This is a genomic window from Micromonospora sp. WMMC415 (assembly GCF_009707425.1).
Lineage (GTDB): Bacteria > Actinomycetota > Actinomycetes > Mycobacteriales > Micromonosporaceae > Micromonospora.
This window is the reverse complement of record NZ_CP046104.1, coordinates 3881696-3895157: the sequence shown is the minus strand read 5'-3', so window position 1 is coordinate 3895157 and position 13462 is coordinate 3881696. Positions and strand designations below refer to the sequence as shown.

The following is a 13462-nucleotide window of genomic DNA, read 5'->3' as shown; positions in this document are numbered from 1 at the left end:
CGGCAAACCACCGGAGGCGGCCGTCCGGACCGGGCCGGACGGCCGCCGTGTGGTTCGTCAGCGGTTGCCGCGGACCCGACGGACGGTGTCGCGGTACCAGAGCGCGCTGCGCTTCGGCGTGCGCCGCTGGGTGTCGTAGTCGACCCGGACGATGCCGAACCGCTTGTCGTAGCCGTACGCCCACTCGAAGTTGTCCAGCAGCGACCAGGCGAAGTAGCCCCGCACGTCCGCCCCGGCCTGGCGGGCCCGGGCCACCGCGCGCAGGTGCTCGGCCAGGTAGGCCACCCGGTCGTCGTCGGCCACGAAGCCGTCGGCGTCCGGCTGGTCGTCGAAGGCGGCGCCGTTCTCGGTGATCACCAGCGGCACGCCCGGGTAGTCGCGGCCGAGCCGGACCAGCAGGTCGGTGAACGAGTCCGGCACGATCTCCCAGTCCATCGCGGTGCGGGGCAGGTCCCGGCGGACCACCCGCCGCACCGGCCGGCCCTCGTCGTCCCGCTCGCGCCCCTGCTCGTCCACGCCGGAGAAGAGCTGCCCGAAGTAGAAGTTGACGCCGAGCACGTCGATCGGGCTGGAGATGACGTCCAGGTCGCCCTCCCGCACCGGGATGCGTACCCCGTCGCGGGCCAGGTCGGCCACCACGTCCTCCGGGTACCGGCCGTGGATCAGCGGGTCGAGGTAGAGCCGGTTACCGAGGCCGTCGGCGGCGCGGGCGGCGTCCCGGTCCGCCGCGCTGTCGGTGACCGGGTCGGCCGTGGCCAGGTTGACGGTGATGCCGAGTTCCAGCGGCCGGGTGGCCGCCGCCCGCAGCCGCCCCGCCGCCAGCCCGTGGCCGAGCAGCAGGTGGTGGGCGGCGGCGATCGCGTCGCCCAGGTCGCGCCGGCCGGGCGCGTGCAGGCCGTACGCGTACCCGAGCATGGCCGAGCACCACGGCTCGTTCAGCGTGGTCCACGTCCGTACCCGGTCGCCGAGCGCGTCGAAGACCAGCTCCGCGTAGTCGGCGAACCGGTAGGCGGTGTCCCGGGCCGGCCAGCCGCCGGCGTCCTCCAGCTCCTGCGGCAGGTCCCAGTGGTACAGCGTCACCCACGGGTCGACTCCCCGGCCGAGCAGCTCGTCGACGAGCCGGTCGTAGAAGGCGAGCCCGGCGGCGTTTGCCGGCCCCCGCCCGCCGGGCTGCACCCGCGGCCAGGCCACCGAGAAGCGGTACGTGTCCAGGCCGAGGTCGGCGATGAGCGCCACGTCCTGCGGCATCCGGTGGTAGTGGTCGCAGGCCACGTCGCCGTTGTCACCGTTCACCACCGCGCCGGGGATCCGGCAGAAGGTGTCCCAGATGGACGCCGTGCGACCGTCCTCGGCGACCGCGCCCTCGATCTGGTACGACGAGGTCGCCACACCCCACCGGAACGTCGGTGGCAGCGTGTCGATCGGGTCGGCCTCGGTCGACGTCGCCGGGCTGGTGGGGTTGCTGTCCATGGTTCTCCTCGCGGTCGCGGACGGTGAGTCGGAATCAGGGGTGCGGGCGTCCGCCGGGCCGGGGTGGCTCACCGGGTCACCACGTCGGCGGCCGGGTGCAGCCAGCAGGCGACGGTGCGGCCCGGGTGGTCGTCGACGGGTGCGCCGAGGACGGGAAGCGCGTTGTCGCAGGGGGTGAACGCCCGGGGGCACCGCGGGTGGAAGGCGCAACCGGCCGGCATGGCGCGCAGGTCCGGCGGGGAGCCGGGGATGCCGGCGAGCTCGCGCCGCGGCCCGCGCAGCGCGGGGAAGGAGTGCAGCAACCCCTCGGTGTACGGGTGCAGGGCGGCCCGGTACAGCTGCGCCGCCGGTGCCTCCTCGACGATCCGTCCGCCGTACATGATGGCGATCCGGTCGGAGAACTCGACCAGCAGGGACAGGTCGTGGGTGATGAACAGCACCGCGAAGCCGAGCCGCTCGCGCAGCTCGGCGAGCTGACCGAGGATCTGCCGCTGCATGACGACGTCGAGCGCCGTCGTCGGCTCGTCCATGATGACGATCTGGGGTTCCAGCGCCAGCGCCATACCGATCATGACGCGCTGGCGCATGCCGCCGGAGAGCTGGTGCGGGTAGCTGTCCATCCGGTCGGCCGAGATGCCGACCAGCTTGAGCAGTTCGCGGGCGCGGGCGAGCCGGGCCGGAGCGCTCATGCTCGGCTCGTGCGCCTTGATGACGTCGAGTAGCTGGGTGGAGATCCGGTGGACCGGGTTGAGCGAGTTCATCGCCCCCTGGAACACGATCGACGTCTCCGCCCAGCGGAAGCGGCGCAGTTCGGCGGGGGAGAGCGCCATGATGTCGATCGGTTCGCCGTCGGTCGGGTGGTAGCGGACGGATCCGCCGCGGATCACGCCGGGCGGCGGCAGCAGCCGGGTGATCCCGTACGCCAGGGTGGACTTGCCGCTGCCGCTCTCGCCGGCCAGCCCCAGCACCTCGCCGCGGCGCAGGGTGAGGTCGACGTCCCGGACGGCGCGCACGGCCTGGTCGCCGATCCCGTAGTCGACGTTGAGGCCCTTGATCTCCAGGACCGGTCGCGTCATCGAGGACCACCCTTCCGGTCGGTGCTGCTGAGGACGACCGCGTCGACCGGGACCGGCGGCGGGGCCGCCGCCGGCGGGTCGAGTACGGGGGTGAATCCGACCCGCATCTTCACGGTGTGCCCGGACGCGGTGCGGATCCGGGTCCGGCCGCTGCTGCGCAGGCGGGGACTGACGAACTCGTCGATGCCGAAGTTGATCAGAGCGAGCGCGGTGCCCAGCAGCGCGATGGCCAGGCCGGCGGGCACGAACCACCACCACGCCCCCTGCGCGAGGGCCTGCTGGCCCTGCGCCCAGAACAGGATGGTGCCCCAGTTCCACGACGTGATCGACGAGATGCCGATGAACGCCAGGGTGATCTCCGACATCACCGCGAAGATGACGGTGCCGACGAAGCCGGACGCGATGATCGCGGTGAGGTTCGGCAGGATCTCGAAGAGGATGATCCGCCAGGTCCGCTCGCCGGTGGCACGGGCCGCCTCGACGTAGTCGCGGCGGCGCAGCGACAGCGTCTGCGCGCGGAGCACCCGGGCCCCCCACGCCCACGAGGTGAGGCCGATGATGAGCGCGACCAGGGTGTCGCTGGCCCGCTCCACGATCGACGTGATGATGATGATCAGCGGCAGTGCCGGGATCACCAGGAACACGTTGGACAGGGCCGACAGGCCCTCGTCGGCCACCCCGGAGAGGTAGCCGGAGGTCACGCCGATGAGGATGGACAGGAGCGTCGCGATCACGCCGGCGATCAGGCCCACGACGACGACGCTTCGGGTGCCGACCAGGATCTGGCTGAAGATGTCCTGGCCGAGGTGGGTGGTGCCGAACCAGTGCTCCGCCGACGGCGCCTGCAGGACGTCGCTGCTCCGGGCGCTCGGGTCGTACGGCGCCACCCACGGCCCGATGATCGCGAAGAGGCCGTACACGGCCAGGACGACCAGGCCGGTCGCGACCTTGGCGTTGGCGATGAACCGGAACCGGCGCCGCTTCGCCCGGCCCGGCGCGGCCGACGGCTGGGCCATGGCTCCCTGGCCGGGGATGACCTGCTCGATGCTCGACGGTGAGAATGTCATCGCTCAGCTCTTTCGGGTCCGCGGGTCGAGGAGCAGGTACGCGACGTCGGCGAGCAGGTTCGCGACCAGCACGGAGATCGTGATGATCAGGAAGATCCCCTGCATCAGCGGGTAGTCCTTGGCGCCGACCGCCTGGAAGAGCTGGTACCCGAGCCCCGGGTAGGAGAAGACGATCTCCACCAGCAGGGTGCCGCCGACGATGAACCCGAGCGACAGCGCGAAACCCGAGACGTTGGGCAGCAGCGCGTTGCGGGCCGCGTAGCTGAGCGCCACCCGCCGCTCCGACAGGCCCTTCGCGTGGGCGACCGTGATGTAGTCCTCCGAGGAGACGGTGACCATCATGTTGCGCATGCTGAGGATCCACCCGCTCATCGAGGAGACCAGGATGGTGGCGGCGGGCAGGATGCTGTGCTGGATGGCGCTCGGGATGAAGTACTGGTCGAACGCCGGCACGAGGCCCGGCTCGTAGCCGCCGGAGGACGGGAAGAAGCTCCCCGGCCCGGCGAACAGGGCGATCGCGACGAGGCCCAGCCAGAAGTACGGGATCGAGGAGAGGAACGTGGTGGCCGGCAGCAGGGCGTCGATCCACGAGCCGCGCCGCCAGCCGGCGCCGACACCGAGCGCGGTGCCGAGCAGGAAGCTGACGATCGTGGTGACGCCGACCAGGCCGACGGTCCACGGCAGGCTGTCGCCGATCACCGTCGACACCGGCGTCGGGAAGAACGTGAAGGACAGGCCGAGGTCGCCCTGGACGAGCTGTTTCCAGTAGTCGACGTACTGCTCCCAGACGCTGTCGTTGTCGTCCAGGCCGAACAGGACGCGAAGCGATTCGATGGCGTCGGCGCTGATCCGGCCCTGGTTGCGGGAGATGAGGGACTGGACCGGGTCGCCGGGGATCAACCGTGGGATGAAGAAGTTGAGGGTGATGGCCGCCCACGCCGTGAACAGGTAGAAGGCCACGCGCTGCAGCAGGAACCTCATCGGGCGTCCCCCACGGTGGCGGTGCCGTCCCGGCGAGCCGGCGGCACGGTCGGGTCGGCGTCGGGCGCGGCGGAGCCGGGGCCCTCGGCGGCGACCGTGGCCGGGTCGTAGAGCCAGCACGCCGCCCAGTGGCCGGGCCGGTCGCCGATGGTGTGCCGGGGCGGCAGGTCGACGGTGCAGCGGGGCATGACGTGCGGGCACCGGGGGTGGAAGCGGCAGCCGGCGGGTGGGCTGATCAGGCTCGGCGGCTCGCCGTGGCCGCGGTCCGCCCCGCCGACGTCGGCGCCGCCGTCGCCGGTGATCCGGTCGGGGTCCGGCGCCGACCCGATGAGCAGCCGGGTGTACGGGTGGGCCGGGTTCTGGGTGACGGTCTCGCTGTCGCCGCCCTCGACCATGCGGCCGGCGTACATGACGATCGTCTCGTCGGCGAAGTAGCGGGCCGAGGCGATGTCGTGGGTGATGTAGAGGACGGCGAGGTCGAGCCGCTCCTTGAGGTCCCGCAGCAGGTTGAGCACCCCGAGGCGGATGGAGACGTCCAGCATGGACACCGGCTCGTCGGCGAGGAGCACCTCCGGGTCGGCCCCGAGCGCCCGGGCGATCGCGACGCGTTGCCGCTGGCCGCCGGAGAGCTCGTGCGGGAACGCGTCCAGGTAGCGCTCGGGCGGTGTGAGGCTGACCCGGGTGAGCAGGTCGGCGAGGGCCTTGTCCAGGTCCTCGGCGGTGCGCCCGGCGTTGCCGTGGATCCGCAGCGACCGGGTGAGGTGGTAGCGGACGGTGTGCACCGGGTTCAGCGACGCGAACGGGTCCTGCAGGATCAGTTGGACGCGCCGCACGTACGCCCGGAACGCGCGCCCGCCGCGGACCCGGGTCGACGTGCCGTGCAGGCGGAGGTCGCCGGCGGTGCGCGGGTAGAGCTGGGCCAGCAGCCGGGCCACCGTGGACTTGCCGGAGCCGGACTCGCCGACCAGCGCGGTCACCTGGCCCCGGCGCAGCACGAACGAGACGTCGTCGACGGCGTGGACGGCGGCCGTCGATCGGGTGAGAAGGTCACGCAGCCGCCTGCGGACGGGGAAATGCTTGGTCAGGCCGACGGCCTCCAGCACCACCTCGTTGACCGGCGCCTCCGCGCTGTCGCTCAACGTCATGGCGAGTTCCTGTCTTGGGGTGGGTGTGGGTGCCCCTCCCCGGCCGGCAGTGGCCGGGGAGGGGCACCCGAGGGGATCAGCTGTTGGCGGGCCTGAGGTGCAGGACCACGTCCACCGCGTTGGGCTGGGTGGGCTGCATCGCGCCGTACGGGTTCGAGTCGTCGGGCCACCCGACCCAGTTCTTCGTGCTGTACGCGCCACCGATGTTGTCCGCGCCGACCGGGATCATCGGCATCTGCTCGACGAAGATCTTCTGCAGCGTGTTCATCGCGGTGGTCCGCGCGGCCTCGTCGGTCGCGTTCGCGTACGCCTTCAGGGCCTCGGTCGCCTGCGGGTTGTTGAAGCGGCCGAAGTTGCCCGCCGGGGAGGCGGTGCCGATCGGCTTCAGCACCCGGCCGTCCATGACGGTCCGGTAGATGTCGTACGGCGTGGCGCCGCCCTCGGTCCACCGGAAGGTCGCGTCGAAGTTGCCCTGCTCGACGTTGCGGAACCAGGCGTCCTGGTTGGCCTTGTCGATCGTGGCGGCGATGCCGATCTTGGACAGGTTGTCCTTCACGATCTCCAGGCTGGTCTGGTAGTCGGACCAGCCGGCCGGGTCGGTGAGGGTCAGCGTGACGGCCTTGCCGGTCCGGTCCTTGAGGGTGTTGCCCTCCAGCTTGTAGCCGGCGCCGGTGAGCAGCGCCTTGGCGCCCTCGACGTCGACCTTGTGCTCCTGGCCCTTGAACTCGGGGGCGATGAACGGGTCACCGGCGGGGCTGGGCAGGCCGGTCACGCTCTTCACCAGCGGGTGGAAGTACGCGGCCTCCGCCGTGGTGAAGATGTCCTCGCGGTCGATGACCATGTTCATCGCGCGCCGCAGCGCCGGGTCGTCGAACGGCTTCTTCGTGGTGTTGATGTAGAGGCCGTGGATGCCGAGGATCGCCGGCGCCCACACCTTGTGGTTGGCCGGGTCCTTGTCGACGAAGACGGCCTTGTAGTTGGGGATGAAGACGAAGCTCCACTCCGACTCGCCGTTGGCGAGGGCGGTGGTCTGCGCGCTGTTGTCGGTGTACGACGTGAAGCGCAGCTCCTTGACCTTCGGCAGGTCCTGCCAGTAGCCGCTCTCCCGGACGGTCAGGGTGGTGGTGGCCGGGGTGAACGACTTCAACGTGTACGGGCCGCTGCCGACCGGCTGCTTGACCTGGTCGGTCGTCGGGTCGCTGATCTTCTCCCAGATGTGCTTGGGCACGATCGGCACCCGCCACAGGACCTTCTGCTGGTTGACGAACTGCGGGCTGGAGGTCTTGATGGTGACCTCGTTGCCGCTGGCGGTCGCCTCGGTGTAGGGCACGCCCTGGTCGTTCAGCGCCGGGTACTTCTTGACCAGGTTGTACGTGAAGGCGACGTCCTCCGCCGTGACCTTCTGACCGTCGGACCAGGTGGCGTTGTCCCGGATGGTGACCTTGACGGAGGTGTAGTCCGCCGACCACTCGGCCTTGGTGGCCAGCCACGGCTTCATCGGGTCGGCCGGCTTCACCGGGTTCCACATCATCAGCGGCTCGTAGATCTGCCACCGGTAGCCCAGCGAGGCGGCGGCCGACGTGGTGAGGAACGGGTTGTGGTTCTCGGCCTGCGGGCCGTTCGGCATGCCGACGTTGAGCACGGTGGCCGCCGGGCCGTTGTTCTTGTTCGCGTTCGGGCTGTCGCCGCAGGCGGCGAGGGCCGTGGCCACCGTGCCGGCCAGCACGATGGTGAGGAGCCGTCGTCTTCTCATGGAGGTCTCCCTCGATGCGGGGGTGTGGTGGATGGAGGGTGTGCGGTGGTGCCACCGGAGGGCGGGGCCCGCCGGCGTCGTCGGTGCGGGACAGCGTCAGGTGCCGTTGGTCGAGGCGCGCACGGTGAGTCCGGTGGGGATGACGATGGGACTGTCGGGCAGCGGGGTGCCGTCGAGGTGGGAGATGAGGGTGCGGGCCGCCGCCTCCCCCATTTCCCGCAACGGCTGGCGTACGGAACTCAGCGGCGGGTGGGTGTGTCCCGCCAGGGGCAGGTCGTCGAAGCCGACGACCGCGACGTCGGCCGGCACCCGTCGACCCGCGTCCATGAGGGCCTGCAGGGCGCCGGCGGCGGACAGGTCGTTGTGGGCGAAGACCGCGTCGAACGGCACGCCTGCGGCGAGCAGGCGCTGCACCGCCGCCCGGCCGCACTCGAAGGTGAAGTCGCCGTCCACGACGAGATCCGGGTCGATCGGCAACCCGGCCTCGGCGTAGCACTCGGCGAACCCGGCCGACCGCTCCTCCGTGCACCCGAACTGGGGCACGCCGGTGATGACCAGTGGTCGCCGCCGCCCGAGTTCCAGCAGGTGCGCCGCCGCGGCGCGGGCGCCCGCGTGGTTGGTCGTCCGCACCGAGGGGAAGCGCGGCCGGTGGACCCGGTCGTCGATGAGGATGACCGGCAGGCCCTGCTCGTGCAGGGCGGTGATGTGGTCCAGCGTGCCCTCCGGCTCGACCACCAGCAGGCCGTCGAAGGACTTGGCCGACACCTGGGAGGTGAACCGCCGCATCGACTCGTCGCCCCGGTTGCAGGTGAACAGCAGCAGGGCGTACCCCTCGTCCTCGACCACGTCGACCGCGCCCTGGAGCACCTCACCCATCCAGGGCCAGGTCAGGGCGGGCACGAGCATCCCGACGACCCGGGTCCGGCCGCGGGCCAACCCGACCGCCCGCGCGCTGGGCACGTAGCCGAGGTCCGAGATGACCGCGCGGACCCGGTCCGCGGTGCTCTGGTCCACCTCGCCCTTGCCGTTGAGCACCCGGGAGACGGTCGTCTTGCTCACGCCCGCCCGGCTGGCGACGTCGGCGATGGTGATCGGCACGTGACACTCCACGGGGTGTGTGGAACCGGTTCCGGAACCGGTTGCGGAACCGGTTCCGTCGCAGTCAAGCGGAGTGACGCCGGTCACGTCAATAACGGGCGAGTAACGAATGGTTAGGTTTCCTTCCGGTGCCGCCACCGGCCGGCAGCGCCTAGTCTCGGCGCATGGCGCGGTACTACGACGTACACCCGGACAACCCGCAGCCCCGGATCCTGCGGCAGGTGGTCGACCTGATCCGGGACGGCGGCCTGATCGCGTACCCGACCGACTCGTGCTTCGCGCTCGGTTGCCAACTGGGCAACCGCGACGGGCTGGACCGGATCCGCGAGATCCGGCACCTCGACGAACGGCACCACTTCACGCTGGTGTGCCGGGATTTCGCGCAGCTCGGCCAGTTCGTGCACGTCAGCAACTCGGTCTTCCGCCTGGTCAAGGCGTCCACGCCGGGCAGCTACACGTTCATCCTGCCGGCAACCAAGGAGGTGCCGCGCCGGATGCTGCACCCGCGCAAGCGCACGGTCGGTGTCCGCGTACCCGATCACACCGTCACCCAGGCGCTGCTGGCCGAACTCGGCGAGCCGCTGGTGTCGAGCACCCTGGTCCTGCCCGGTGAGGACGAGCCGCTGACCCAGGGCTGGGAGATCAAGGAACGGCTGGACCACCTCCTCGACGCGGTCGTCGACGCCGGCGACTGCGGCAAGGAGCCGACCACGGTGGTCGACCTGTCACAGGACGAGCCGGAGATCCTGCGCCGGGGAGCCGGCGACCCCTCCCGCTTCGAGTGACGGGGCGTAGGCTGGCTGGCGTGGATCAAGAGGATCGCATTGCCCTGTTCCTCGACTACGAGAACCTCGCGTTGGGCGTACGCGACCACGGCAACGGAGTCGCCTTCGACTTCCGTCCCATCGCCGACGCCCTCGCCGAGCGGGGGCGGGTGGTGGTGCGCCGCGCGTACGCCGACTGGTCGTTCTTCGACGAGGACCGCCGGATGCTCACCCGGTCCCACGTCGAACTCATCGAGATACCGCAGCGGATGGGCGCGTCCCGCAAGAACGCCGCCGACATCAAGATGTCCGTCGACGCCGTCGAGTTGGCCTTCGAGCGCGAGTACATCTCCACGTTCGTGATCTGCACCGGTGACAGTGACTTCACGCCGCTGGTGCACAAGCTCCGCGAACTCAACAAGCGCGTCATCGGCGTGGGCGTCGAGAAGTCCACCTCGGCCCTGCTCCCGCCCGCCTGCGACGAATTCCTCTACTACGACCGGCTCGAGGGCGTCGACATCCCGTCGCCCCGCGTCCGGCGCGGCCGTCCCGCCCGGTTGCCGAGCCCCGAGCCGCTGCGAGTGGAACCGGAGCCCGAGCCGCAGCCGGAGGTCGAGGAACCCGCACGGGACGTGGAGACCCTGTCGGCCCTCGTGGCGCAGACCGTGGCGGGCCTTCAGGGCAGCTCCGGTGGCGAGGTGACCGCCTCGCGCCTGAAGCGCACCCTGCTCCGGAAGGACCCGACGTTCAGCGAGTCGGACTACGGGTTCCGCACGTTCGGTGAACTGCTGCGGCACCTCGCCGACCGCAACGTGGTGGAGCTGGCCGAGGGCCCGGCCAAGGGCGACCCGGAGGTGTCCCTACCCGAGCACGGCGAACGGGAGGAGGCCTTCGGGCTGGTCCGCTCCGTGGTCCGGGACCTGACCGGCGGCGACGGCACCGTGCCCCTGTCCGGCCTCAAGAACGCCCTGCGCCGGGCGAAGCCCGACTTCAGCGAGAAGAAGCTCGGCTACCGCAGCTTCCTCCAGTTCTGCCGGGCCGCCGCCACCAGCGGAGCCGTCGAGCTGCGGTGGAGCCCCGAAACCGACGACTATCTCCTCACCGCCGCGCAGTCATGAAAGACCTTCCGCGGACCGGCTGGCCAGGTCGTAGGCGGCGAGGACGACGCGCCCCCGGGGCGAGATCCGGTACCCGGTGCCGAGGCTCTCGGTCAGGCCGAGCTCCTTCAGCCGCCGCACCTGGCGCTTGAAGGTGTCGGTGGGCCAGCCGAGTTCGACAGCCAGATCAGGCGCCCGGACCGCGGGTCGCCGCAGAATCGCCCGTAGGACGGGCAGCACCCACGGCCCCCGCTGCGCCTGGTCGTCCATGCGTCGGAGCGCGGCCACCACACCCGCGAGTTCCGCCGATTCCAGTTGGTCCTGCTCGCGCAGCCGGTTCCGGGGATCCGGACCGGCGTGGCGGATACCGATGCGGTAGATGTCGCCGCCGGGCCGGCCGGCGAGGAAGGTCAACAGGCTGTCGCGCGATTCGAACCCGGCCCGCCGCGCGTCCTCGGGGTCGATCTCCTCCGGCTGGACGACACCTACCGAGGTGATCTCGACGAGGCCGATCAGGGTGCGCAGCCGGGTGCCGGGCCGCACTCTCGGTCTGGTCCACCGCCGGAACGCCAGCGTCACGTCGCCTCGTTCCACGGCCTCCAGGGTCGTGGCGGGAAACAGCATGCTGACCTCGATTCGGACCGTGGTTGGATGGCGGGATGCAGTTCACGGTGATCGACGTGCCCGAGCGGGAGCGGTTCGAGGCACGGGACGAGACGGGCGTGACGGCCGGGCTGGTCACCTATCAGCTCACCGGCACCATCATCGCCTACACCCACACCGAGGTTGCTCCGGAGTTCGAGGGCCGGGGTGTCGGATCGACCCTGGCCCGCGCGGTGATGGACGACGCTCGGGCGAAACGGCGGACGGTCGTGCCGATCTGCCCCTTCCTCAGTGAGTGGCTGGGCAAGCACCCGGGGTACGACGACATCGTGGTCCGGTCGACGCGCAAGGTGAAGTAGCCCCGACTCGTGCTGTGACACACGGCGCACCGTCGCGGTCCCCCGCCCGGCGGCGTGGTGCCTAGGGTCGGGGCATGAGCGTCGATGAGGTGCGGGACTGGCTCCGCGAGCGCGGAGCCGACCGGATCGACCATCCCGGTGGGAGCCTGTACGCGCACCTGTGTCGGGTGCGGGAGCGCCTCGCCGCTCTCGGCTGCGACGCCGACGTGCAACTGGCGGGCCTGACGCACGCCGTCTACGGCACGGACGGCTTCGACGTGGCACTCCTCGACCGGACCGGCCGGGCCACGCTGCGCGACCTCGTCGGCGACGAGGCGGCGGACCTGGTGTACCGGTACGGGGCGTGCGACCGCCGGCGCACCTGGCGGGGGCTCGCGACGACGGTCGCGGTGTACGACCGGTTCACCGGTCAGGTGACCACGCTGCGGGGCGAGCACCTGCGATCCTTCGTCGACCTGAGCGTCGTCAACGAGCTGGACGTCGTCGAGCAGGATCCCTCCGTCCTCGACACTCACGGGGCGTTCTTCCACGACCTGTTCGCCGCCTGGGCTCCGGCCATGTCGCCACCGGTCGCGAGTGAGGTGACCCGAGTCTTCGGTAGTCGGAGAAGTGGTGCCGCTGGGCAATGATCCACCGACCGCGCCACTGATGGTGTCCAGATCCCGCCAGACGACCAGCGGCCGCCACGGAAGGCTTCGGGATGCCACCACGCGCAACCGCAAGGAGAATCCGTGCTTCCGAAGGTGTCCCCCGCCCTGTCGACAGCGGCCGAGACGTTCGCCGCCCTGCACCGCCCCGGCGACCCGCTGTTGCTGCCCAACGCCTGGGACGTCGGGTCGGCGGTCGCGATCGTCGACGCGGGAGCCAGGGCGATCGCCACGACGAGCGCGGGCGTCGCCTGGTCGCTCGGCGTACCCGACGGCGCCGACCTCGGACCTGACCGCGCCGCGGCGGCGGTCGAGCGCATCGTGGCCGCGGTCGGTGTTCCGGTCTCCGCCGACATCGAAGCCGGGTACGGCGCGGAGCCCGACGCCGTCGCGGCGACCGTCACCGCCGTCATCGGCGCGGGCGCCGTCGGGGTGAACCTCGAGGATCGGAGCGGCCACCCGGACGCGCCCCTGTTCACCCCGGCTGAACAGGCGGAGCGGCTCGCCGCCGCCCGTGCCGCCGCGAGCCGTCTCGGTGTCCGCCTGTGGATCAACGCACGGACCGACATCTTCCTCGCCGGAGTCGGCCCGGCGGAGCGCCGCCTGGACGACGCCCTCGACCGCGCCGAGCGGTACGCCGCGGCGGGCGCGGACAGCCTCTTCGTACCCGGACTGCTCGACCCGACGGCGCTCGCCGAGTTGGCCGCCGGGCCACTGCCGATCGCCGTTATGGCCGGGGCGGGCGCACCGCCGGTGGCCGAACTCGCCGCCGCCGGCGTCGCCCGGATCAGTCTCGGTTCCGCGATCGTGCAGGCGGCCTACGCGGTCGCCGCCCGCGCGGCGGCCGAACTGCTGTCGACGGGCACGTACGGGTCGGTCGCCGAGACGGTCGCGTACGGCGAGATGAACGCCGCGCTCGCCGCCGGCTCGCGCTGACCCGAAGCCCTCATGGGGCCGCCGGGTGGGGCGACCGGGCACGCCCGGTCGCCCCACCCGGCCGTCCGCGCCCCGCGTTGACCTACGGCCGGATGTCCAGGGCGCCGATCAGACCGTCGCGGAGCGTGAACCGGTGCCGCAGCCGGACCGGGCTGCCCGGGAACGTGCCGGTGACCAGCGCCGTCACCACGAAGGTGTCCCCCGCCTCCGCCACGACCTCCTCCGGTACGGCGTCGTAGTCGTACTCGGCCGCGGTCCGCTGACGCCAGGCCCGGATCGCCGCCGGGCCGTCGTGGAGCCCGTCCTCGTCGGCGACGGTCGCGTTGTCGGTGAAACAGGCGACGAAGGCGTCGATGTCGCGTTCGCCGATGACGCGGTAGTAACGGGCGATCACATCGGGAACGGTGGTGGTCATGTGTCTCTCCTCAACTCGCAGTGCGGGAGCACGCCGGTGCGGCGGTGGGCG

General features: G+C 71.4%; 14 protein-coding genes. 5 read left to right on the top strand and 9 right to left on the bottom strand.

Annotated elements, in window-relative coordinates:
• Positions 1–57 precede the first annotated feature (57 nt).
• The 7 genes from GKC29_RS18315 to GKC29_RS18285 form a co-directional block, all read right to left on the bottom strand.
• Entirely contained in the window at positions 58–1470 is a 1413-nt protein-coding gene (locus GKC29_RS18315; protein WP_155331990.1) for a GH1 family beta-glucosidase, read from the bottom strand.
• Positions 1471–1538: 68 nt separating this feature from the next.
• Positions 1539–2546: an ABC transporter ATP-binding protein gene (locus GKC29_RS18310; protein WP_155331989.1), complete on the bottom strand. Its 1008-nt coding sequence runs from the start codon at positions 2544–2546 to the stop codon at positions 1539–1541.
• Positions 2543–3613, bottom strand: coding sequence for an ABC transporter permease (locus GKC29_RS18305; RefSeq protein ID WP_196255646.1), 1071 nt, complete (start codon positions 3611–3613; stop codon positions 2543–2545). The genes GKC29_RS18310 and GKC29_RS18305 overlap by 4 nt, the downstream gene beginning before the upstream one ends.
• 3 nt (positions 3614–3616) lie before the next feature.
• The gene (locus GKC29_RS18300; RefSeq protein WP_155331988.1) at positions 3617–4594 is read right to left on the bottom strand and encodes an ABC transporter permease; all 978 of its coding nucleotides are present in this window, start codon (positions 4592–4594) and stop codon (positions 3617–3619) included.
• Positions 4591–5739 carry an ABC transporter ATP-binding protein gene (locus GKC29_RS18295; RefSeq protein ID WP_155331987.1) on the bottom strand — a complete coding sequence of 383 codons (1149 nt, stop codon included), beginning with the start codon at positions 5737–5739 and terminating at the stop codon, positions 4591–4593. Before GKC29_RS18295 ends, GKC29_RS18300 begins: the two co-directional genes overlap by 4 nt.
• 76 nt (positions 5740–5815) lie before the next feature.
• On the bottom strand, positions 5816–7492 hold the full coding sequence (locus tag GKC29_RS18290) for an ABC transporter substrate-binding protein (RefSeq protein WP_155331986.1): 1677 nt from the start codon (positions 7490–7492) through the stop codon (positions 5816–5818).
• Between the two features lie 96 nt (positions 7493–7588).
• Positions 7589–8590 (bottom strand): LacI family DNA-binding transcriptional regulator, encoded by a 1002-nt coding sequence (locus tag GKC29_RS18285; protein WP_155331985.1) that lies wholly within the window; start codon positions 8588–8590, stop codon positions 7589–7591.
• Between the two features lie 164 nt (positions 8591–8754).
• On the opposite strand from GKC29_RS18285, the gene GKC29_RS18280 reads away from it, so the two are divergent.
• Positions 8755–9375 (top strand): L-threonylcarbamoyladenylate synthase, encoded by a 621-nt coding sequence (locus GKC29_RS18280; protein WP_155331984.1) that lies wholly within the window; start codon positions 8755–8757, stop codon positions 9373–9375.
• 20 nt (positions 9376–9395) lie between these two features.
• Positions 9396–10472 carry an NYN domain-containing protein gene (locus GKC29_RS18275; RefSeq protein WP_155331983.1) on the top strand — a complete coding sequence of 359 codons (1077 nt, stop codon included), beginning with the start codon at positions 9396–9398 and terminating at the stop codon, positions 10470–10472.
• Here the strand turns inward: GKC29_RS18275 and GKC29_RS18270 are convergent.
• Positions 10467–11075 carry a hypothetical protein gene (locus GKC29_RS18270; protein WP_155331982.1) on the bottom strand — a complete coding sequence of 203 codons (609 nt, stop codon included), beginning with the start codon at positions 11073–11075 and terminating at the stop codon, positions 10467–10469. The genes GKC29_RS18275 and GKC29_RS18270 overlap by 6 nt on opposite strands.
• A 35-nt stretch (positions 11076–11110) precedes the next feature.
• Between GKC29_RS18270 and GKC29_RS18265 the strand changes: the two genes are divergently transcribed.
• The 3 genes from GKC29_RS18265 (at position 11111) to GKC29_RS18255 (ending at position 12996) form a co-directional block, all read left to right on the top strand.
• Positions 11111–11413, top strand: a complete 303-nt coding sequence (locus GKC29_RS18265; protein WP_155331981.1) for a GNAT family N-acetyltransferase — start codon at positions 11111–11113, stop codon at positions 11411–11413.
• A gap of 74 nt (positions 11414–11487) precedes the next feature.
• Entirely contained in the window at positions 11488–12042 is a 555-nt protein-coding gene (locus GKC29_RS18260) for a DUF6817 domain-containing protein (RefSeq protein ID WP_155331980.1), read from the top strand.
• A gap of 102 nt (positions 12043–12144) precedes the next feature.
• Positions 12145–12996 carry an isocitrate lyase/phosphoenolpyruvate mutase family protein gene (locus GKC29_RS18255; RefSeq protein WP_155331979.1) on the top strand — a complete coding sequence of 284 codons (852 nt, stop codon included), beginning with the start codon at positions 12145–12147 and terminating at the stop codon, positions 12994–12996.
• 82 nt (positions 12997–13078) lie between these two features.
• Here the strand turns inward: GKC29_RS18255 and GKC29_RS18250 are convergent, their stop codons facing one another.
• On the bottom strand, positions 13079–13411 hold the full coding sequence (locus GKC29_RS18250; RefSeq protein WP_155331978.1) for a nuclear transport factor 2 family protein: 333 nt from the start codon (positions 13409–13411) through the stop codon (positions 13079–13081).
• Between the last annotated feature and the right edge of the window lie 51 nt (positions 13412–13462).